General features: G+C 69.6%; 21 protein-coding genes and 2 pseudogenes. 6 read left to right on the forward strand and 17 right to left on the reverse strand.

Annotated elements, in window-relative coordinates; genetic code table 11:
* Window positions 1-9 precede the first annotated feature (9 nt).
* Window positions 10-1,062, reverse strand: coding sequence for a ketoacyl-ACP synthase III family protein (locus tag AB5L52_RS45930; protein WP_351767052.1), 1,053 nt, complete (start codon window positions 1,060-1,062; stop codon window positions 10-12).
* A 253-nt stretch (window positions 1,063-1,315) separates the two neighbouring features.
* Between AB5L52_RS45930 and AB5L52_RS45935 the strand changes: the two genes are divergently transcribed.
* Together AB5L52_RS45935 and AB5L52_RS45940 are read left to right on the forward strand one after the other, a co-directional pair.
* A complete protein-coding gene (locus AB5L52_RS45935) occupies window positions 1,316-2,788 on the forward strand; it encodes an MFS transporter (protein WP_369369161.1) in 1,473 nt (490 codons plus the stop codon).
* Window positions 2,789-3,114: 326 nt separating this feature from the next.
* Window positions 3,115-4,347 (forward strand): cytochrome P450, encoded by a 1,233-nt coding sequence (locus AB5L52_RS45940; protein ID WP_369369210.1) that lies wholly within the window; start codon window positions 3,115-3,117, stop codon window positions 4,345-4,347.
* 40 nt (window positions 4,348-4,387) lie between these two features.
* Here AB5L52_RS45940 and AB5L52_RS45945 read toward each other — a convergent pair whose 3' ends face one another.
* Window positions 4,388-4,726, reverse strand: coding sequence for a VOC family protein (locus AB5L52_RS45945; protein ID WP_351580042.1), 339 nt, complete (start codon window positions 4,724-4,726; stop codon window positions 4,388-4,390).
* Between the two features lie 538 nt (window positions 4,727-5,264).
* Here AB5L52_RS45945 and AB5L52_RS45950 point away from each other — a divergent pair.
* Both AB5L52_RS45950 and AB5L52_RS45955 read left to right on the forward strand, forming a co-directional pair.
* Window positions 5,265-5,711 carry a DDE-type integrase/transposase/recombinase gene (locus AB5L52_RS45950; RefSeq protein WP_369369211.1) on the forward strand — a complete coding sequence of 149 codons (447 nt, stop codon included), beginning with the start codon at window positions 5,265-5,267 and terminating at the stop codon, window positions 5,709-5,711.
* Between the two features lie 88 nt (window positions 5,712-5,799).
* Window positions 5,800-6,030: a hypothetical protein gene (locus AB5L52_RS45955; RefSeq protein WP_369369162.1), complete on the forward strand. Its 231-nt coding sequence runs from the start codon at window positions 5,800-5,802 to the stop codon at window positions 6,028-6,030.
* Window positions 6,031-6,429: 399 nt separating this feature from the next.
* On the opposite strand, the pseudogene AB5L52_RS45960 reads toward AB5L52_RS45955, so the two are convergent.
* A pseudogene (locus AB5L52_RS45960) lies at window positions 6,430-6,744 on the reverse strand (recombinase family protein); the annotation flags it as partial.
* Window positions 6,745-7,046: 302 nt separating this feature from the next.
* Between AB5L52_RS45960 and AB5L52_RS45965 the strand changes: the two are divergent.
* Together AB5L52_RS45965 and AB5L52_RS45970 are read left to right on the forward strand one after the other, a co-directional pair.
* Window positions 7,047-7,601: a nucleotidyltransferase domain-containing protein gene (locus tag AB5L52_RS45965; protein ID WP_351580037.1), complete on the forward strand. Its 555-nt coding sequence runs from the start codon at window positions 7,047-7,049 to the stop codon at window positions 7,599-7,601.
* A 166-nt stretch (window positions 7,602-7,767) separates the two neighbouring features.
* A pseudogene (locus tag AB5L52_RS45970) lies at window positions 7,768-8,112 on the forward strand (FAD-dependent oxidoreductase); the annotation flags it as partial.
* Between the two features lie 267 nt (window positions 8,113-8,379).
* Here the strand turns inward: AB5L52_RS45970 and AB5L52_RS45975 are convergent.
* From AB5L52_RS45975 to AB5L52_RS46040, 14 genes are read right to left on the reverse strand one after another with little or no spacing between them, the layout of a single operon-like run.
* Entirely contained in the window at window positions 8,380-8,856 is a 477-nt protein-coding gene (locus AB5L52_RS45975; RefSeq protein WP_351580034.1) for a CYTH domain-containing protein, read from the reverse strand.
* Window positions 8,840-9,559, reverse strand: a complete 720-nt coding sequence (locus tag AB5L52_RS45980; RefSeq protein ID WP_351580031.1) for an HAD family hydrolase — start codon at window positions 9,557-9,559, stop codon at window positions 8,840-8,842. The genes AB5L52_RS45975 and AB5L52_RS45980 overlap by 17 nt, the downstream gene beginning before the upstream one ends.
* Window positions 9,556-10,221 (reverse strand): hypothetical protein, encoded by a 666-nt coding sequence (locus AB5L52_RS45985; RefSeq protein WP_369369163.1) that lies wholly within the window; start codon window positions 10,219-10,221, stop codon window positions 9,556-9,558. The genes AB5L52_RS45980 and AB5L52_RS45985 overlap by 4 nt, the downstream gene beginning before the upstream one ends.
* Window positions 10,218-10,871: an MOSC domain-containing protein gene (locus tag AB5L52_RS45990; RefSeq protein WP_351580027.1), complete on the reverse strand. Its 654-nt coding sequence runs from the start codon at window positions 10,869-10,871 to the stop codon at window positions 10,218-10,220. Before AB5L52_RS45990 ends, AB5L52_RS45985 begins: the two co-directional genes overlap by 4 nt.
* Window positions 10,868-11,824: a hypothetical protein gene (locus AB5L52_RS45995; protein WP_351580025.1), complete on the reverse strand. Its 957-nt coding sequence runs from the start codon at window positions 11,822-11,824 to the stop codon at window positions 10,868-10,870. The genes AB5L52_RS45990 and AB5L52_RS45995 overlap by 4 nt, the downstream gene beginning before the upstream one ends.
* The gene (locus AB5L52_RS46000) at window positions 11,821-12,798 is read right to left on the reverse strand and encodes an acetylxylan esterase (RefSeq protein WP_369369164.1); all 978 of its coding nucleotides are present in this window, start codon (window positions 12,796-12,798) and stop codon (window positions 11,821-11,823) included. Before AB5L52_RS46000 ends, AB5L52_RS45995 begins: the two co-directional genes overlap by 4 nt.
* A gap of 4 nt (window positions 12,799-12,802) precedes the next feature.
* Window positions 12,803-13,021: a (2Fe-2S)-binding protein gene (locus AB5L52_RS46005; RefSeq protein WP_351580019.1), complete on the reverse strand. Its 219-nt coding sequence runs from the start codon at window positions 13,019-13,021 to the stop codon at window positions 12,803-12,805.
* Complete coding sequence (locus tag AB5L52_RS46010; RefSeq protein WP_351580016.1) at window positions 13,018-13,959, reverse strand: hypothetical protein; 942 nt, start codon at window positions 13,957-13,959, stop codon at window positions 13,018-13,020. Before AB5L52_RS46010 ends, AB5L52_RS46005 begins: the two co-directional genes overlap by 4 nt.
* Before the next feature lie 45 nt (window positions 13,960-14,004).
* Entirely contained in the window at window positions 14,005-15,285 is a 1,281-nt protein-coding gene (locus tag AB5L52_RS46015) for a hypothetical protein (protein WP_351580013.1), read from the reverse strand.
* Between the two features lie 28 nt (window positions 15,286-15,313).
* Entirely contained in the window at window positions 15,314-16,108 is a 795-nt protein-coding gene (locus tag AB5L52_RS46020) for an ABC transporter permease (RefSeq protein ID WP_351580010.1), read from the reverse strand.
* A gap of 3 nt (window positions 16,109-16,111) precedes the next feature.
* Entirely contained in the window at window positions 16,112-16,918 is an 807-nt protein-coding gene (locus AB5L52_RS46025) for an ABC transporter permease (protein ID WP_351580007.1), read from the reverse strand.
* Window positions 16,915-17,856 carry an ABC transporter ATP-binding protein gene (locus AB5L52_RS46030; protein WP_351580004.1) on the reverse strand — a complete coding sequence of 314 codons (942 nt, stop codon included), beginning with the start codon at window positions 17,854-17,856 and terminating at the stop codon, window positions 16,915-16,917. Before AB5L52_RS46030 ends, AB5L52_RS46025 begins: the two co-directional genes overlap by 4 nt.
* Window positions 17,853-19,211, reverse strand: a complete 1,359-nt coding sequence (locus AB5L52_RS46035; protein ID WP_351580001.1) for a metallopeptidase TldD-related protein — start codon at window positions 19,209-19,211, stop codon at window positions 17,853-17,855. Before AB5L52_RS46035 ends, AB5L52_RS46030 begins: the two co-directional genes overlap by 4 nt.
* A complete protein-coding gene (locus AB5L52_RS46040; protein WP_351579998.1) occupies window positions 19,208-20,575 on the reverse strand; it encodes a TldD/PmbA family protein in 1,368 nt (455 codons plus the stop codon). Before AB5L52_RS46040 ends, AB5L52_RS46035 begins: the two co-directional genes overlap by 4 nt.
* Window positions 20,576-20,586: the final 11 nt, after the last annotated feature.

Consider the following 20,586-nt stretch of genomic DNA (forward strand, 5'->3'; position numbering starts at 1 on the left):
GCTCTACCGTCAGCTCGTGCTGGCGGACCACTGCGGAGACCGCAGGATCTCCAGCACTGCACAGCCAAAGGAATATCCCGATCCCGTCCCGACCAGGGCAACACGGTCACCAGGCCGCGCCTTGCCCGATTCCAGAAGGTGGGTGAGCCCTGCGGCCTGGTCCCCGGCGCCGAGATGTCCGACCCAACGGCCCCACGGCCACGTCGTACGCTCCTCGGCAATGCCGAACTCCCGACGCCGGAACTGCCAGTCGACGATGGCATAGCCGGAATGCGGGAAGACGAACCACGCGACATCGTCGGCCGTGATCTCCGCTTCGCCAAGAGCCCGGCGAATGGTGGCCTGCTGGCCGCTTCCCAGCCGCGCCACGATCTCCGGCACGCTGCCGCCGGAACCGGCGAGGTACTGCTTGGCCCTGGCTCGCAGGTCCGTCGGCCTGCCGTGGGTGCCACGGCAGGCAGCCCACGCCAGGTCGCCGCGCTGCAACCCCTCGTACGTTGCGTCGCCAGCCAGAACGGTGGACACCAGCCGTGCCACGCCGCCCTTGCGCCGCGAGAGAACCAGCCCGGTTGCTCCGTCTCCACGGGGCTGCCCCCGGTCCGCCCGATAGCGGTCGAAGTCCGGGAGGATGTAGCGGTCTGCGGTGGTGATCAAAGCGGCAGAGTCCGAGCGATCGGCCGAGAGATAGCCGGCAGCCAGAGCCAGTGCCGAGATCCCGCCGTTGCACGCCTGCTGTATGTCGAGCGCGGAGGCCGTGCCGCCTACGGTGTGGTGCTGAATGTACGAAGCAGGCCACCAGTGGTCGAGCCCCTGATAGCTGCCCGATGCGTGCAGGAGAAGGCAGAAGTCGTCAACCGGGACACGGGCCCGGTCCAGCGCCAACATTCCTGCATAAACTGCCATTTCGGCAGGTGCCGTGTGCTCCGCAGTCCGCACCGCACAGAAGCCGTCCGTACGTGCCTCGTCGGGGTCGTAACGGTTCATGGCCACGGCCTCGGTGACCGTCACGGGATCGCCCAGCCAGACGGCAGAGGCATGAAGATACACATCGTTCCAGCGCATTCCTGGCGTTCCTTTCCCCGAGGGATGCTGGACGCCGAGGCTAGGCAGTGGTGGGTCGAAAACGTCAGTCCCAGGGGAAGCGGTTGACACGGCGCTGGATTTCGTGTTTAACCCGCCTCCGCGAGCGCGGACCACAAGGGGCACTACCACATCACACGAACCGAACACCAACGCGGAACCGTAAAAGCGACACGCCACGTCCACCTCCATCAGCGTCGGCCCTTTCCCATCACCTCACCCGGAAGAGGGCCCGATGTTGTCTTCATCCACCCGCCCCCCACACAGGTGTGGCAGACACCGACGGCCTCACGCTCACCGCCCATGGAAGACGTTGGTCGCGGTCTGCCTGGGCACGATGATGGTGACCCTGAACACCACAGCCGTAGCCATCGCCAACCCGGCCATCGCCAGGGAATATCATGCCGGCCTCGCCAAGCTGGAATGGGTGACGAACAGTTATCTGCTGGTGCTCGCCTTCACCCTGGTCCCAGCCGGCCGTCTGGGCGATCGCCGCGGGCACCGGGGCGTCTTTCTGGCGGGCATCGTCGGCTTTTCACTCACCTCACTCACCATTGCTCTGGCTCCCGACATCGGCTCCATGGTCGGACTGCGCGCCCTACAGGGCTTGTTCGGCGCGCTGCTGCAGCCCTCGGGACTGGGGTTGCTGCGCAGCGCTTTCCCTGGCCATCGGATCGGCGCCGCCCTCGGGGTACGGGGCATGTCCATGGCCGCCTCCACCGCGGCCGGGCCGATCGTCGCCGGGCTCCTGGTGGAGGTCAGCGGCTGGAGATCGGTGTTCCTGCTCAACGTCCCGATCGGGGCCTGCGCACTCGTCGTCGGTGCCGGAGCCTTGCGCGGCACGACGCCGAGCGCTGGCGACCCCCGGAGCCTGCCGCTTCCCGGCACGTCGCTTTTCCGGTCGAATGCCTTCCGTGTCGGCACAGTTCTGACAGCCCTCACCTCGTTCGTGATGATCGGTGCACTGTTCTTCTTCACGCTCTATCTACAGAACGTGCTCGGCGAGAGCCCCGTCCAGACCGGCCTGCGACTGCTGCCGCTCACCGTCGCCATGATCATCGCCTCGCTGCTGGCCGGCTGGGCACTGAGGCATGTCGGCCGCAGCACATTGATCGTCGCCAGCCTGACCGTCACAGCGGCGGCGCTCCTGGGCCTGGGCCTGTGGGGCGTCGGTCACGGTTCATGGGCAGGCGCGCCCTGGCTCGCACTGCTCGGTGCCGGCCTGGCACCGGCCTTCGTCGTGGCCACCCATCTCATCGTCCGAGACGGACCGGCTCAGTCGATCGGCATGGCCTCAGGAATGCAGCAAACTGCCGTGCAGCTGGGAGCCATAGCAGGTACGGCACTGCTCGGTACAGTACTCAGCCATGTCATCGACGCAGTGCTCCCAGACCGGCTCCATGGCGTTCAGACGGCGACCATCCCTCGCGAACAACTCGACTTGGCACACCAGGAAATCGCTTCCGGAACAGTGCCCCGCCTGTCCGGGATCCCACTCCCCCTCCTGGAAGGCATCACACGCCAATGCTTCGAGTCCGCATTGACCCTGATTCTGAAAGTTTCCGCGCTCATCGCCTTGGCAACCAGCGCGCTGGGGTTTGCTGTTCGCAACTGCCGCTGCGTGGCAGAGCATTGCGAGTGCGGTGCTCGGCGTCTGTATACACGACCGCGACGGAATAGACGCGATCCGAGCCGCGCCGGGCGATAACGCCTTCCACAATGCGCAGGGCCCCCTCAAACGTCTCGTCTCGGTCACGCCCGGCATGTCGTCGGCCCGGCCGGGCCGATTCTGGCGCGGAGTGGCCGAGGTGGACCGGATGGCGGCGTTGCTCGGGGAGCGTCGCTTCACCCCGGCCTACCGCACCCCACTGGAGCGCGAACTCACTTCCTGAGAACGAAAGATTATACCTGGATGGGAGGCCCCCGGGCAACGGCAGGCCCGGTAGGGCGTTCGGCGTCCTGTTGGGCGTATAGCTTCGGCGGCGTTCGCTCTTTCCGTTCGCCCACTCCCTTGGCAGAGAGGTTTCGTCATGCCTGACGTCAAACGTCATCACCTTTCCGCAGGAGCGTACGTGCCCCTATCAGTCCCCGGAGGGCTATCGACGACTGTGGGATCAGCGCCCCCTGGCACGAGTGGTCCTCTACGACGGACGGGTGGTGTGGGCGGTGACCGGCGAGGCCGAGGCCCGTCGGCTGTTGCGCGATGCGCGGCTGTCCTCCGACAACACCCACCCGCGCTACCCGGCCCTCGCCGCCCGCTTCGCGGACCTGAAGGGGACGACCCTGCCCCTGCTGGCCGTCGACGACCCCGAACACCGGCGGCAGAGACAGTGGCTGACCCCGTATTTCGGTGTCCGGCGCATCGCTGCCCTGCGTGAGACGGTCCAGCGTGTGGTGGACCGGCACCTGGACGCCATGCTCTGCCAAGGCTCGCCAGCCGATCTGGTCTCCGCGTTCGCGCTCCCGGTGTCGTCCACCGTCATCTGCCAGCTGCTGGGCTTGCCCTATGCCGACCACGACTTCTTCGAGGAACGGACGCGCTGGCTGATGCGTGAGGCGACGGCCCAGCAGGCGCGGGACGGGTACGACGAACTCTACGCGTATCTCGAGACGTTGGTGGACCGGAAGGAGTCCCAGAGCAAGTCCCGGAAAGGGACTGGGAAGGAGGTGGGTCATGGCGATTACGGATTGCTGGACGAGCTGGTGGAAGGGCGCGGCCACAGTGGCGGCCCGGACCGGGACGAGTTGGTGGCGCTGGCGCTGGTGCTGCTCATCGCCGGGCACGAGTCAACCGCCCACTCGATCGCAACCGGCGTGCTGATGCTGCTGGAGCATCCGCGGCAGCTCGCGGCGCTGCGCGCGGATGAGTCGCTGTTCCCGTCCGCGGTGGAAGAGCTGCTGCGCTATGTGTCCACCGCGGAAGGCACGGTACGGGTGGCCGTCGAAGACGTGGAGACGGGTGGAACCGTGATCAGGGCCGGGGAGGGCGTGGTGTTTCCCATGGCGGTGCTCAACCACGACCCCTCGGCCCATCCTCGTCCCGACGAGGTGGACGTGCGCCGCGCCGATCGCCGTCATCTGGCGTTCGGGTTCGGCGTCCATCAGTGCCTGGGGCAGCATCTGGCCCGGCTGGAGCTGGAGGTCGCCCTGCGGACGTTGCTCGCCCGGCTTCCGGGACTGCGGCTGGCCGTTCCGGCTGCGGAGCTGTCGTGCACGCCGGGTGATGCCCCGTTTCAGGGCGTCACCACACTGCCCGTCACCTGGTAGACCGTGACCGGCAAGCCCGCCGGGCGGCGGCGGTGGCCCGTCAGGCGGGTGAGCCGGTGCCATCGCCGCGGTCCTGGGGGAGACAGCAGTTGGTCTCGCAGATGACGCCGCACTTGTCTCGGACGGCACCGTAGGCGGCGCCCCAGAACTGGTTGGCCAGGGCTTCGAGGACTTCGCCGTCCTTGGCGAGCTTGTCGAAGGCCGTGCGCTGCTCGGCCGAGTCCTCGTAGACCAGCCCGACGTGAAGGCTGTTGCCGATGACGTGGTCACCGCCGGCGGTGGCGTAGGCAGTGAGTTCGGCGACGCCCAGCGCGCTGCCGTCGGTGAACTGGAGCTTGGAGTAGACGACCGTCCAGTCCGCGCCAGGGGTCGTGTCCATGCCGGGTACCTGGGACAGCAGCACCCCTCCTGCTGTGGAGACCGTGACCGCAGGGATGGTCGGGGTGATGGAATCCAGGAAGCGTGTCTACGACGCCGAGTTCCGCGAGGGAGCGGGACGGATCGTGACGGAGACCGGGAAGCCGATGTCGGAGGTAGCCGGGGATCTGGGCGTCCGCCCGGGGGCGTTGCGCAGCCGGGTGTCGCGGACGCGGCACAAGTGGGACTGCCGTCGCCGGATCGGCCGGTGGCCGAGGCATCGCCCGGAGGTCGTCTGCGGGAGAGCGAGCGCGCTGAGCTGGAGCGGCTGCGGGCCGAGGCCGGGGAGAAAGACAAGCGCACCCGCGAGCTGGAGACGGAGCGTGATGTGTGCAAGCGATGCGTGGCCTTGTGGGTGAAGCAGCCGGGGCGGACCCGGCCGTCGCGGTCGGGGTGATCAGCAGCTGCAAGGCCGAGCGGAAGATCCCGCACCACACCGCCTGCCGGGCACTGGGGTGTCCGAGTCGTGGCTCTACAAGTGGCGGGATCGTGCGCCGACAGTGCGTGTTGCACGGCCTGCCCGGAAACCGCCCCCGCCGGCCCGGACCCGACACACCGCCGCTGGCCGACCTGGTCAACCGCGGCTTCACCCGCAAGGCGCGCGACAGCTGTGGGTCAGGGACATCACCGAACACCCCGCGCCGGAAGGCAAAGTGTACGGCGCGGTCGTGCCGGACACCTTCTCTGGCCGGGTGATCGGCTGGTCCATCGACACCTCACCCACCGCGGCGCTGGCCACCAACGCACTGGCCATGGCCATCAGCAACCGCCAAGCGCAGGGGGCGGCACCATCATCCACTGCGACCACGGGGGCAGCCGGCTCCCGGGCCCTCACCGAACGCGCCCCCGCCTCCGGCCTGGTGCCGCTCCACGGCGTACTCCTTCCGCCGAGACTGCTGCGGTTGAGTGACAAAGAGCATGGCACCTCGCGGGGGTTCACGACGTGAGGAGTTGATTTCCCTTAACTTCTTCTGAGATTCGGATGTGTCGCCCAGCGGGCGGCCGCCTGCGTCCGCAACCCATGGAGGTCATCGGATGAATCTTCGTCCCTGGGTTGCAGCGCCACTGGTGGGTGCGGCTATCGTCGTCGTGTGCCCGTCGGCCGACGTCGCTGCGCAGGCATCTGCACGGCAAGCGTCCGGCTTTCTGTGGCTGCAAGAAGGGGACGGGCACCACGGTCACCACAATCCCTGGCGCAACTGCTCCAGTCACCGCCGTGTCGTCCTCATCGACAAGGACTACAGGACGATTTTGACCAATGGCTGACGCGGGCCGGGGGCTCTCGTCCTCCAAAGAGACACGGGCCCTCTTCTTCGTCGCCGGCGGGGCCGTGGTCCGGCTTCAGTATCTCGTCGTATATGGACGTGAAATATCCCATCAGCGGCTCCGACCAATATGAGTTTGAGATCCGTGACTTCTTCAGGGTGCACCCGCTCTTCGTGGTGAAGGCCTTCGACCGCCACGAGCGCGCCTTTCCCTTCCCGGCCGCCCACTGCACCGACGACCAGGACGACGGTGACCGCGAGGACCGTACTCGCCCGCATAGTGGTACAGCCGCCGACGGGAGTGGCTGGTCCCCGTCCCTCCAGAAAGGGGACCACGTCAAAACGGCCAGGACGAGCAGGAGACGGCTGCCGGCTGGAACGCCGGCCTTCTGAGCTCGAAGTCCATCGCGGAGAACGCGCCGTCGTGGATGCGCAGGGCGAGGCGATCACGGTGGAGGACTTCGAGGACGTCGAGAATGTGCTGGTTGCCGCGGACCAGGCGGAACATCTCGGAGATGTGCACGGTGTCGCCCGGCCGCGCGTAGGCGAGCAGCTTGCCGAACTTCGCGCGCTCCAGGGGATGGAGGCGGCTGGAAGTGCCGGCCTCCTCCTCGAAGACGACCGGGTTCTCGATCCCGGCCTCGGCGAGGACCAGGTCCTGCCGGGCGGTCGACTGCTGGTCGGTCGACACCCGCTTGTAGACGAGATTGGCCACGCTCTTCCTCGCTTCCTTCTGCCGTCGTATCGGGCCCTGGGTGTCATCTAACCCTGTCGCCATTCTTCATCGGATCTCATTGGATCTGATTCGTCATCAGGCGCCGGAAATCCTGGGTCCAATGGACGCGTCGACCGCCTGTCGTCATTCGATCGAATGACGACAGGCACGGCAGACAAGGGGGCCGATGTCCGCGCCGTGGGTGGTCTGGACCTGGGCAAGGGGCACCCGGTTATCCCGGGTCCAGTGAAGCCCGCAGTAGTCGCCAGACGTGGGGTCGGGCCGGCCTCTACCCTGATGCGGTGAGCGATTATTCGATGTCAGCCAAGGATGTAGTCGCGCTTGTGGAGCGGCTCGACGCCCACGGTGTAGATGCGTGTATCGGGGGCGGGTGGGGCGTGGATGCGCTGCTCGGGGAGCAGACGCGAGAACATTCCGACCTTGACGTATGGGCGCCCGCCGCACATCTTGAGCAGTTGTTCGTCGCGTTTGCTGAGGCTGGTGTCGACCGGATCTTCCCGTGGCCTGGTGACAGGCCGTGGAACTTCGTCCTGCACGACGGCGTTCGGTTGCGGGTCGACTTGCACCTCTACGAGCCGCTCGCGGACGGATCACTGCACTACGGATCCGTGGTGGAGGGTGGTCCTTTTCCGGCTGAAGCACTCGCCGGACGTGGTTCGGTTGCCGGCACGGCGGTTCGGTGCGAGTCGGCCGAGTGGGCGGTGCGCTGGCATACCGGCTATCCGGCTCGTGATGTCGATCGCCACGACGTGCCCCTGCTGTGCCAGCGGTTCGGGATCACTGTGCCTGAGGGCTTCGGGCCGCTTGAGGAGCGTTCCCCAAGCGGCCCGGCGTAGACGCAAGGGGCCCTTCTCGATCGGGGTCTGCCCGTGCCCGACGGGGGAGGCTCAGTCTGAGTTTGGGAGAGGACCAACGAGCCCCCGCCCGACGACAGTTCAGACCAGTAGCGCCGAGCAACACATCGTTCCGCCGGGCCTACGGCATGTTTCCGGCGTATTCCGGCTGCCCTCCTCCTACAGCTGGTCCGATGACGCTCTCAAGTGGGACGCCTACGCCGACGACGAGCGATATCTGCGCGCACTCGCCGGAGTGCAGGCCATCTATGGCCGCCGCTGCGAGGTCTTCTTCACCACCAAGTGCAAGACCCAGTCGTGGATGCGCGACCACTACGCCTACGGGGAGGCATCCGTACTGTTCCCCGGCCAGCACACGGAACTGTTCCCCGACATCCCCTCCCCCGAAGGGCCGCTGCATTTCGCAGGAGACCACACATCCATCAAGCCCGCCTGGATCGAAGGCGCCCTCGAATCCGCTGTCCGGACGGCACTGAAGGTCCACACAGGCTGACAACTGCTCCCGGCGGCGACCGCCGCCGACCGGCGTCGCGGTCCGACAGAGCGGACGAAGGGCAGTGTTCGGCACCGATCCGGTCGTGAAACCACCCGTGGCGGGCGCGAAAGGCGCCCGCCACGGCTGCGGCCCGCGAACACGCCAGGTGTTCGCGGGCCGCAGCCGTACAGGCAGGCAAGTGGGCGGCCCATGTGTTCTGCCACCCCGCCGCCAGAACGGCGGGGAGGCCAGGGCACGCTCAGGCGTGCGTCGACCGGACCGGGATCAGGCCGGGTTCTGGGGAAGTCCGTCGACCGCCAGACGGCGGTTCTTGTACTTCTTGGCCCCGGTGATCTCGGGACCGAACCAGTCCGGGGGAGTGAAAGCCCTGGCCGTCTCCTCGGACGGGAACTCGACCTCGACGGTGCGCAGGCCGCACAGCTCCTGCGCGTACACGTCCACATAGGCGAGGGTGTCGGCCACGCGCACCGAGTGGCGGGTCTTCACCAGCCGGGCGCCAGCCGTGGCGGGCCACAGTTCCTCGAACTCGCTCTCCGTGAGCGGGCATTCGACCTCGGTACGAGAGAGCCCGCCGTTTCCCCGCTTGACGCCGAGGACACACCGGCCCGCGATGCGACGCAGGCGCACCTCGGTGCCGTCGTCGGTGACGGCGATGTAGCCCTGCTCGATGTCCTGGGTCTCCACGGCGGGCGGCACGGCCTTGCCCGTCAGCAGGAACTTGCGCTCAATCTCCAGCGGCATCGGTCACCTTCTCTGCTGTGTGTGCCGTGATCAGGCCGGGCAGCCGGCGCATGTCGGTGAAGACAACCGTCGTCGGACCGGTGAGCCAGTCGGCCGGAGTGAGGCCTCCCGCATATCCGTAGGAGCGCATCCCGGCTGCGGTGGCCGCCTGGACGCCGAACCTGCTGTCCTCCACGACGGCGCAGCGGGACGGGTCAACGCCCATCCGCCGTGCGGCGTGCAGGAAGAGGTCCGGGGCGGGCTTGCCCCGCACGACCTCGTGGGCGCTGAAGACGCGGCCCTCGAACCTGTCGTAGAGCCCGGCCCTGCCGAGTGTGTGGCGCATCTTCTCGTGGCTGCCGCTGGAGGCGATGCACCAGTGCCGTGCTCCGAGGCCCGCCGCCTCCAGGCCGTCAAGGGCCTCGACGATGCCGTCGACCGGGGTCAGGCTCTCGTCCACCGCCTTGGCGTGCATCTCGCGGAACCGCTCGTCCCAGACACGGGCGGTCTCGGCGCCGAGCCGCTCGGCGATCTGTTCGCCGATCGACGTGGTCGAGCGGCCGACGAAGCGGTTCATGACGTCGGACTCGGTCAGCGGCCAGCCCAGTTCGGCGCCCAGGGCGACGTGCGTGCGCACGGCGATCGGCTCGCTGTCGACGAGCACGCCGTCGCAGTCGAAGACGATGAGCTCGACCGGCTCGTGGGCGGTGGGGATCCCGGTCAACGGATGCAGCCCTGGCTGATCAGCAGCTGCCTGATCTCCTCGATGCGCTCGGCGCCGAGCCGGCGCTTGGCCTGGTCCTCGGGCTTCTCGTCCTTCTGGCCGTACTGCCACCAGGCCTCGCCGGTGTCGCGGTTCATCACCACGAAACGATCCTTCTCGGAGGGGCCGCGGACGATGAGGGACGTGGTGTCGGGGGCGGAGCTGACGGTGTGCACCATCGTGTGCCGGATGACATAGCCCGAGCCGGCGACCTCCTCGCGCACCAGCGCCGGGCTGCCGATGCGGGTGCCGGTGTCCAGCTCCTCGTAGTCGCCGAAGAGATGGTGCTGGTAACTGCCGTGCAGGATGCGCGAGCCGAAGCTCCAGCGGTGGTTGTGCGGGCGGTCGAAGTCGCTGCCGGTGAAGACGTGCAGCCGGATCCGCACGTCGCTTGCCCTGTCGTTGACCAGGACGACACGGTCGAGCTCCTGGAGCCGCTCGCACTGGTTGAGCAGCTCCGGGGTCGCCAGGACGTGGTCGAAGGCGTCGTTGAGCCAGGTGGGGTGGGACGCCAGCTCTTCGAGGAGTTCTTCCATCGGCTGGTGCAGTGCGGGCATGTCGGACCAGTCCAGGGCGGCCAGCCGGGCCGGGTCGATCAGGGGCTGGGATGCGGTGGTCGTCATCGAGCGGGTGTCTCCTGTGGGTGCTGGGCCAGCCACTTGCGGGCCTTCTCATGGTGTTTGGGCAGCATTTCCGGGGCGTCCAGGAAGCGGGGCATCAGGTGCGGCTCGGTGGTCAGCGCCCTGAGCATGTAGCCGATGGTCACTCCGTGGCCGGGGCGTTTGATGATCTCGACGGGATCGCCGGCCCCGACGGTGCCTTCCTTCAGCACGCGCAGATACGCGCCCGGGGCGCCGTGCGCGATGAAGCGCTTGACCAGGGCGGGGACGTCCCAGAAGCCGGCGAAGACCTTGCAGGGCTTGCGGGCCCGGATGACCTCGAACACGGCGTCGCCGATGGCCCACTGCTCCCCGACCTCGGCTCCGGTGATGTCCAGGCCGACGGTGGAGAAGTTCTCCCCGAAGTTGCCCGGGGGGACCTCGCGGCCGAGTTCCTGCTCCCAGAAGACGGCGTCCTCACGGGCGAAGGCGTACACCGCCTTGTCGGGTCCGCCGTGCACGCGCAGGTCGGCGACCAGGTCGCCTTCCAGGCCCCAGCTGCGGGCCATGACGCGGTGGCCGACGGGCCTCTTGTCGATGCCGCTGCGGCCGACGCTGGTCCAGGAGCCCTGTCGTTCGACGGCGAGGTTGACCGTGGCGAGGACGGCGGTCACGAGGCGACCCCGTCCAGTCGCCGCGGCGCCCAGGCCTCGGTGACGTTCGGCACGGCGGGGGTGACGCCGTCGACGTTCATCTCGGTCAGCAGGTGGGTGACGACGGTCAGCAGGTCCCAACGGTGCGCACTGTCCAGCGGCGTCCGGTGGGTCAGGTCGAGCAGCTCCGCCAGCCCGGGACGCCGGTTGCCCGCCTCCCCGAGCGGCCCGGGGGCCGCGGCGAGCCGGCTCCAGCTGGCCTCCAGGTCGAAGTCGTGCTCCGGGTGCCGGTCCTCCAGCTCCTGGAAGACGGCCAGGGCCTCGGCACGCGCATCGTGGCTCTCCAGAACGCGGCGGCGGACCAGTTCGCGCCGGGGCTCGTCACAGATGACGGCGAGCTCGCGCAGTACGTCCGCGGGCTCGTCCGAGATGTGCGTGAAGTTGAACAGCCCGTTGACCACGCCCAGTTGGTGGCGCAGGTGCTCCGGCCTGCGCAGGGTGGGGTCGGCCGGGCCCTTGAGGGCGTTGAGCCGTACGGCGGCGGGGATCGCCCCCGGCCGCCAGCGCTCGTCCCTGAGGACCAGCGCCACCGTCTCGGTACTGGGCAGGATGACGTCCATGGCCTCGATGCGCTGCCGACTGGCGATGTTGAACTGGTAGCGCCAGACCTCGCGGATTGTCAGCCGGTCGTGCCTGAAGCGCACCGCGTCGACCGGGTGGAACCCCGCCTCACGCAGAATGCGCAGCGCGGGCCGCAGCCTGCGCCCGGCGGTCGCCTCCGGCTTGAGCATGCACAGGGCGATGCCGAGCATCTGCTCGACGATGTCCCCGAAGGTCCAGCTCGCCTCGCGGAAGTACTGGTCGACCGCGTAGAGATCGGCCTTGCGCTGCGACCAGGTGACTGCGTCGAGGACGGCGGCGGCCACCTCGGTCAGCTGTGGGACGGGCGGGCTGTCCGGATGCAGGTGTCTCATCTGTCGTGTCCTTCCTGCCAGAACGCGGGAGCGTGACGGGGGGCCCGGGAGAAGACGTCGGCCAGGAACTCCGCCTCGGCGAGCCGCAGCGGCGTGTTGGGCGCGGCGTGTTCGGCCAGTGGCCAGGTCAGGAGCCGCTTGGGCGCCGGGTAGCGGGCGTGCACGGCATACCCGGTGTCGGGCAGGCAGCGCTGGTCCCGGCCGGCCACGGAGAACAGCGCGGGGCAGCGCCCGTAGGCGGCCAGCTCGGCGACGTCGAAGAAGCCGAGCGTCCGTGACGCGCACGGCGCGAGGTCCGGGTAGGACTCGGCGAAGCGCAGCAGCTCCCGGTAGGGCTGCCGGTCGGGGACCCGGGTCAGGTCCGGGAGCGCGGCGAGGAAGGGGGACTCGACGAGGGCGGCGGCGACCCGGGGGCTGAGGACGGCGGCGGCCAGGGCCAGCTGGCCGCCCTGGCTGCGGCCGGTGGTGGCGACGCGGTCGGCGTCGATGCCGGGGTGCCCGGCCGCGACGGCGACGGCGCGCACCGCGTCCACGTACGCGTCCCGGTAGTAGTACGTGGCCGGGTCGAGGATGCCGCGTGTGGTGAAGCCCGGTACCTGCGGGTGGGTGAGGCCGACCGGGTCCGGGGTGGCCCCCGCGCGGCCGCCGGCGCCGCTCTGGCCCCGGGTGTCGACGACGAGCGTGGCGTAGCCGAGCGCCGGCCACAGGAGGCTGTCCAGGACGTGGCCGCGGCCTTCTCCGTAGCCGAGGAACTGCACGGTGCACGGCAGCGGGCCGTCGTCCGCGCCGTTTTCGGGCAGGATCAGCCAGGCCGAGATGCGGTGACCGTGTGCTCCGGCGAAGGAGAGGGCGTACGCGGTGGCGTGGGCCAGCGGGGTGTGCTGCTCGCTCAGGTGCACATCGAGGGGCAGCGGGGCGGTCTCTTCGAGCGTGCCGCGCCAGAACCGGGTGATCTCCTCGTCAGTGGTGGGCATGTCGTCAGTGGTGGGCATGGCCCACCGCCTCGATGCCGTCGGCGTCGGTCTCGTCACCGAAGTCCTCAAGGAGTTCCTCAAGCATGTCGTGGCAGTCGCCGCAGCCCCGTCCGGCGTTGCAGCGCTCCCCCAGGCCCTCGACGGTCGTGACGCCCCGGCGGATCCAGCCGACGATCTCGTCCTCGGTGACCTCGTAGCACACGCAGATGTTGCCGCCGCTCACGCCCGCTCCTGCCAGGCGCTGAGCAGCACGTTGGGGTAGATGCGCTCGATGCCGGGGGTGTTGAAGCGCACGGTGGCGGTCAGCACCGACAGCAGGTCCCACAGGTCGTCGGGGTCGGCGTCCGGGTGGTGTGCCGCCCGGAGCAGTTCGGCGGCGGTGACGGTGGCTCCCCGGGCGCGCAGGCGGGCAAGTGCCCCGGCGGGGGAGCCGGACTCCTGCAGCCGCCGCCAGCTGTGGTCGGGATCGAGGTCGTGCGGTGCGACGGATCCCTCGACGTCCTCGCGGATCCGGGTCACCTCGTCGGACGCGTCGTGGCCGCAGACGATGCGGTCGCGTACGAGTTCGCGGCGCTGGGGTTCGAGCAGTAGCCCGAGGTCGCGCATGACGTCGATGGGTTCGTCAGTGGTGTGGACGAAGTTGAACAGGCCGTTGAGCGAGCCCAGTCGCTCCCGCAGGTGCTCCGGCTTGCGCAGTTCGATGGTCGCGGGGCCCTTGAGGGAGGCGAGCCGGACGGAGGCCGGTACGGCGCCCGGCCGGTGGCGCTCGTCACGCAGGACGAGCAGGACACAGTCGAGGGAGCGCAGGTACAGCTCCATGGTGGCGATGCGCTCGCGGTCGGCGAAGTTGAGCTGGAAGCGCCAGGTCTCGCGGATCGTCAGCCGGTTGTGCCTGAAGCGCAAGGCGTCGACGGGGCTGAATCCGTTGTCCCGCAGTGCTTGGAGAGCGGCGCCGTAGCGCCGCCCTGCAGCGGCATCCGGCTTGAGGACGCAGAGGGCGGTGCGCAGCAGATCGGCCGTGTGGTCGCCGAACGTCCAGGCGGCCTCCCGCGTGTAGGTGTCCATACCGAACAGGTGCGCCTTGACCGGCGACCGTGTGACGGCGGCCAGCAGGCTCGGTGGTATGTCGTGGGGGCGCTCGGCGATACGCTGCGTCTCCATTCCCGTGCTCCTCATGTTCGCCTCGTTTTCTTGAAGGGGCGCCGCTCAGATGAGGGCGCGGCGCTGCCGCTCGGCGTCGACGTGGCAGCCCCGGGTGAACCCTGCCGCGCAGAGGTCCAGCTCCGGGAAGAAGGTGCGGTACGCGGTGAACGAGACCAGGTGCCAGATGTCGGCCTCGGGAACGCCCAGGGCGCGCACGTTCGCGATCTGCTGGTCGATGGGCTGGGTACCGGCGGCGACCACGCCCTTCTCCTGGTACCAGAGATCGCTGCCGGGCTCCTGGTGCAGGTCCTGACCGGCGAGGCGGGCGACGTCGCTGCGGTCCGTCATCAGCATCATGTTCTGCGCGCCGACGATCTCGATGGCCCGCTTGGCGATGGCGAAGTCGACGTGCTCGCCGTCGAAGTTGAGGCAGGCGGCGATGCGGCCCGCGTGGGCACCGCGCATGATGGCGGCCGGCACGGGCCCGATCTGCTCGTGCAGGTCGGCGAGGTTCCACGACGGCAGGTCGTAGCTGGCCAGCAGCGCGTCACGGTTGGCGCGCGCCTTGGAGGTGCGGAACGCGTGCTTGATCAGCAGCGGCATCTCGTTGAAGAGGTGGTCGGTGACGACCCGGACGCCGTGGTGCGGGCAGTCGGCGGCCTCGGCCGCGGCGAGCACCTCCTCGATGCAGTCGGCGCCGAGCTGCGGGTCCTCCTTGGCGAAGTGCCCCAGCGCGGGCCGGATGCCGTGCTCGACGAGGCGGGTGACGATCCACTCCAGGGACGGGTGGTCCGGGGTGAACTGCGCGGCCAGGTAGGAGCTGGACTGGAGGGCGTCCGGCGACAGCATGATGTAGACGAGGCCCAGCGGACCGCAGCTGGCGAGCTTGTCCCACTCCTCCTTGGAGGGGGCCCACACCGAGCTGGCCGGCGTGCCGCCGAAGCTGGCGACGAGCGGGCCCTCCAGGGCGATGGCCGGGACGAAGGGGAGTTCGCCGTCGGCCTTCAGCGCGGCGAATCCCCGCATGAACTCGACGAATCCGTCGAGGCGTTCCTGGCGCAGGTAGAGGGTCGGGATGCAGAGCAGGCCCTCGGAGGCGGCGTGCTTGTCGACCTCGAAGAGGTCGATCTCCGCGAAGTTGGAGAAGTCGACGCTGCCCAGACCGTGGCAGTGCACCTCGACGGGGAGCGAGGGAACGAGGTACGGCTCGGTGGCGCCCAGCGGGGCGGCCGTGAGAGAGCCGGGGGTGATCAGGCCGTCCTTGTGCTGTACCGGGCCGGCGAAGGTGCCGCGCGGGTCGATCCAGGCGTTCGCGGACCAGGTGGATGCAAGGGTGTCGGTCACTTGTCTTCTTTCTCTTTCCGGGAGCTGGTCAGGCGTTGCCGAGTGCGACGCGGGCCGTCGCGCGGCGGGCGGCCAGGTGCACGAAGAGCACACCGGCGAGGGCCCAGGCGGCACCGACGGCGAGTTCGGCGATCAGGGGCACGGCGCGTGCCCGCCCGGCGAGCAGGCCGTCGACGGCCTGCATCACATGGCTGAGCGGCATCGCCTCGCTCAGCGGGATCAGGAACGCGGGGAGCCGGTTCTGGGGCACCAGGGTCCCTGAAAGGACCATGAGGACGAGTTCGGCCGTGTTGGGGCCGACGAACAGATCCTCGATGAGCAGGGCGAGGGCCGAGAGGGTCAGCCCGAACCCCGCGGTCGTCAGTACGCCGACGGCCAGGACGGCGGCGTACTGCGGGATGCCGATCGGCAGTGTCGTGTACAGGAGGCTGCACACGAGGTAGGTGCACAGGCCGCCGACGAAGCCGTCCACGATGTGCGGCAGGGCGCGCTGGCAGGCCGCGGCGACCTTGTTCTGGGGTGAGGCGAGCCAGATGCCCAGAGTGCTGAACGAGCGCTCGTTGCCGATCGACAGAGCCATCCCGTACACGACGGCACCGGCGCCGGCCAGCAGGCTGGAGGCGACCAGCATGCGGTCGGCTCCGGCTCCGTAGTGGGTCGCGAGCGAGGTGAACGCGATGGCCATGCCGATGGGGCGCACGATGCGCGAGCTGAGGTATCCCAACGGGTTGAACCAGGTGAACAGGGCCCGGTAGGACAGGGCCGCGCCGCGCAGCGCGGCCCGTGCCGCACCGGCTCGGGGAGCTGGGGCAGGGGTCTGCATCGGTCATGCCTCCAGTGGCAGGGCGGTTCGGCGCACGGTGTTCTCCAGCCGTTGGACGGCGAGTACGACCAGTGCGCAGAAGAAGCCGGTGAGGGCCACCGCCGCGAGCAGCCGGCCCGGGCCCGCGCCGCGAATCCAGGCCATGACGTGCGACTGCGGCACGATCAGGGCGATCTTCTGTACGGGGGCCGGGAGGGCGGACTGGGGCACGATCAGGGCGCTGAGCGCCATGATCAGGCCGGTCAGCCCGTTGGTCATGCCCGCCGAGAACGGAAAGCGCAGGACCACGAAGCCCAGCAGCCCGATCATGGAGGCGGTGGCGAACGCGAGGAGTACACCGCCGACGAGCCAGCGCACCCAGTCGAATCCGCCGTCGATGCCGAACAGCAGGCCGAGGACGATCAGCGTGCCGGGCAGTGCGGTGAGCGACTGGAGCGCGGTGCCGGTCAGCCTGCCCAGGACCACGGGGACGAGGCCGCCGGGGCTGCCGAGCGCGGCGTACAGCGTTTTCCACTGTTTCTCGCCGATCATGCTGAAAAGGACCAGCACGATGATCGAGTCGAGCATGCCGATGCCCGCCGAGCCGACGGCCATGTCGGTGGTGGAGTGGTGCGAGAAGCCGCGCGTGGCGTTGGCGTGCACGACGAAGGCGAAGACGCAGGGCATCGCAAGTGTGGAGAAGATGGCCATGGGGCTGGTCGCGTGCATCCGCAGCTGGTCCACGACCGCCCGGGCGAAGGTCGCGGCGGAGCCGGACCGGCCGATTCGCCGCCCCGGCGCGGGGGCGGTGCCGGTACGTGCAGCGGTCATGACGCGGCCACCATGTCCAGGAAGACCTCTTCGAGGGTGGGCGGGGTGACGGCGACGCTGGTGGTCTGTCCGGGGTAGGTGGCCAGCAGCCACTGCACGGCGGCGGGGCCGTCAAAGACGCGCAGGGTCACGGCGGAGCCGTCGTGCTCGACGCGCAGGACGCCGGGGCAGTCCTTCACCCCGTCGGGTGCCTTGGCGGCGGAGAAGAGTGCGTTGACGACGTGGCCGAGCCGGTTCGCCGCGTTCAGCCTCAGCTCTCCGGCCGTGGACTCCACGTGGATGCGGCCGCCCTTCATCAAAACGATGCGGCTGCTCAGTTCCTCGGCCTCCCGCATGTCGTGGGTGGTCAGCAGGATGCTGCGGCCCTCGCCCGTCAGGCGGGCGACGAGGGCACGCATGGTGGCGGCGGACTGGGGGTCGAGGCCCGCGGAGGGTTCGTCGAGGATGAGGACGGCCGGCTCGTGGAGCAGCGCGCGGGCGAGGTGGAGTCGCTGCTTCATGCCGCGCGAGAACGAGCCGACGAGGTCGCCCGACCGGTCGGAGAGGTCCACCTCCGCCAGCAGGTCGTGTGCGCGCTGCGCGAGCCGTGAGCCGCGCAGGCCGTACATGAGGCCGAAGAACTCCAGGTTCTGATAGGCCGTCAGCCTCGGGTACAGGCCGGTGTCGCCGCCGAGGCTGAAGCCGCAGGCCATGGCCGCACGGCGGCGGGCACGCACCATGTCGTGCCCGTCGATGTGCACCTGGCCGGCGGTCGGCAGGAGCAGACCGGTCAGCATCTTGACGGTGGTGGTCTTGCCGGCGCCGTTGGGGCCGAGCACGGAGACGAGTTCGCCGGGCCGCACGACCAGCGTCACGTCGTCGACGGCTCGCCGTACGGAGCCGTCCTTTGTCGTGAACTCGCGTACGAGTCCGCGGGCTTCGAGCCCTCCACTGGTCACGGTTGTGATCCCATCGCCTTCGAGGTGATCCGGCTGATGTCCATCTCCAGATAGGCCCCACCCGCCGAGATCTGGCCCGGGAAGTAGGACACGGTGTCGCCGACGGCCGTGACCGACGCGAGGAAGTCGATCGCCGATCCCTCGACGGACATCGGGGTGCAGGCCTCCTGCGGGACGCCGTCCACGGTGCGGGCGGCCAGGAGCCGGAACGCGAGCTGGCCGCCGGAGCGGAACTCCTCGACGCCCAGGGTGCGGGCGTCCACGATCACGCAGCGTTCGCCGTCCAGCAGGGCGTCGGCGGTGGTGTCCGGGGTGGGGAGGAGCCGGACGTTTCCGGCCGTCATCTGGGGAAAGTTCTTCAGCGGGTTCCACCAGGCGTGACCCGTCAGGGGGGTCCGCTCCCCGGGCCGGCCCTCCGCGAGCACCACCTTGCGGGTGGCGAGGGTGCGCTGCCGCCCGTCGCGGCCGACCAGCTCCGTGGCCCCGGTCGCGGTGCCCTCGCAGTCGAAGGAACGGGCGCCGCAGCCTACCGTGCGCGGGCCCTCGTCCACGAGGGAGGTGGCCAGCGGCGCGGGGTGGGTGATCGGGTTGAGCAGGATCGTGTTCACCAGGGCGCGCAGCACCTGGGCGACGGCGGACGGGGCGAACACGACGAGGGTGCCCGTGAAGGGGCGCTCGCCCGCCGCCATGCCCGTGTGGATCAGGCTCAGTTCGCGGCCCAGCCCGGCGAGGTCGATGTCGTCGAGCGCGGTGGCGTAGCGCGTGGCCGACACCATGGGCGTGCCGGCCTCGTCGGTGACGACGGCGGTCAGTTCGACGCCGTAGCACTGGTCCTGGAGGCGGGCTTCGCTGGAGTCCAGGAACACGGACTCGCGCAGGATGTCACTCACGTGCACCCCGGCCACGCTCTGGCCGGGGCTCAGATGGGCCCCGATGGCCGCCATCAGCTCGCCGGTGCGCAAGGCTGCAGAGGCCATGTCGAGGCGGTCTGGTGTGGTGTGCCAGCAGCCGTCGGCGGACTGCGCGCGGGGGTGGGCGTGCGGCTGTCCGCCATCCACGGCGGGGCTGCCGAGGCGGAAGAGGGGGCGTCCGGTCGCCAGCAGCCGGGCCGCGGTCGGCTCGGTGAGCTGGTTGGCGTTGAGGTACAGCTCCTGGCCGTCGCGCTCCAGCCGGACGAAGCCGCTGAAGGCGGGGTCCTCGATGAGGAGTTGCTTCTTGCCGGTGGCGTCGCACACCAGCCGGCGCCGAGCCGTGCGCTCCAGGAACGTCGCCGCGGTCTCCGCCGGGCGCAGGGACGACTGGACGGCCTCGGCCGTGGCGAGCGCCTGGTCGGCCCGGTGGTGAAGGATCTTCACGCTGCGCTCCAATCCAGGGCGGAGAAACGCATCGAGGGGGAGAACAGGCCGATGCCGATCATCTGGCCCTGCTTCCCGCAGGTGACGCTGTCCCCGCCGAAGTCCGTGCCGATGCCCTCCACGTGGGCGAGGGTCTTGAGGGCGTCGCCGAAGAGGCTGACGTCGCGTACGGGGACGCGGTGACCGTCGGGGGTGACGTAGGTGCAGTTCAGCGCGGCGAAGGAGAACTCCCCGGTGCTGAGGTTGATCATCCCGGCCCCCAGGCAGCCGACGTGCAGGAGGCCCTTGGCGGACGGCGCCATGAGGGCGTCCGGGTCGTCCGTGCCGCGCGGGAAGACGGTGTTGCTTGCACGCGGCAGCGGCAGGGCACGGTAGTCGCGGCGGCGCCCGTTGCCGGTGGGCCGGTAGCCGTGGCGCTGCGCTGTGCGGACGCTGGACAGCGGGGTGCCGAGTTCGCCGTCGGATACCAGCATGGTGATGCCGCCGACGATGCCCTCGTCGTCGATGTCGTACGAGCCGTAGCCGTCGGCGATGGTGGCGTCGTCGTACAGCGTCACCGAGGCGGGAACGGCGCCCGGCTTGCGGAGCCCCGCGACGTAGTCGCTCTGCATGGCGAAGTTGTCGCCTTCGAGGGCGTGGCCGATCAGCTCGTGCAGCAGGCCGACCGCGGCAGACGGTCCGAAGACCACGGGGGTGCGGTGGCGGCCGCCGAGACGGGCGCGTGCGGAGTCATGCGCATGCTCCACGGCGATCCGTGCCACGTCCTGCGGCACGGCGTCGCGGTCGGCGGTGCCAGCCTGCGGGCCGCGCTCCAGCCACCGGTTGAGCCCGCGGTAGCGGTTGCCGTCGTGCGCGACGCTGGCCTCCACGCGGCGCCGCACGAAGCGAGAGGTGGCGGCTGACCGTATGCCGTCAGTGTCGGCGACGGCGACGCTGCGGAGGGTGAAGTCCTCCATGGTGCGCAGGGAGTGGGCCGGGGCGGCACCCTGGACCAGCCAGTCCCGCGCGGCCACGGCCTGGAAATCCACGGCCGGAGCGTCTTGCCACGAGGGGATGTCCTCCTCGGCACCTACCTGATCACCCGCCAGCCACTTGTGCAGCAAGGGCAGTTCGGCGACCGAAAAGGCCCGGTGGCGCCAGCGGCCGTCCTGGCGGACCATGCACGCGAGTCCTTCGCGGGGCTCGACGCAGGTGGCGAGTACCTCGCCGTCGAGGCACTCCACGCGTACCTCGACGGTGCGCTCCGCGTAGGCCTGCACATAGTCCGCCGACGTGCCGAGCCGCTCGATGGCCCACTGGGCTGCCTCAAGCAGACCCTCGGTGCCGGTCGGCCGGGTGGTCTGCCGGGTCGTCGTCACTGCCATGGCTCTCGCTG

The sequence above is a fragment of the Streptomyces sp. CG4 genome, from assembly GCF_041080655.1.
Lineage (GTDB): Bacteria > Actinomycetota > Actinomycetes > Streptomycetales > Streptomycetaceae > Streptomyces.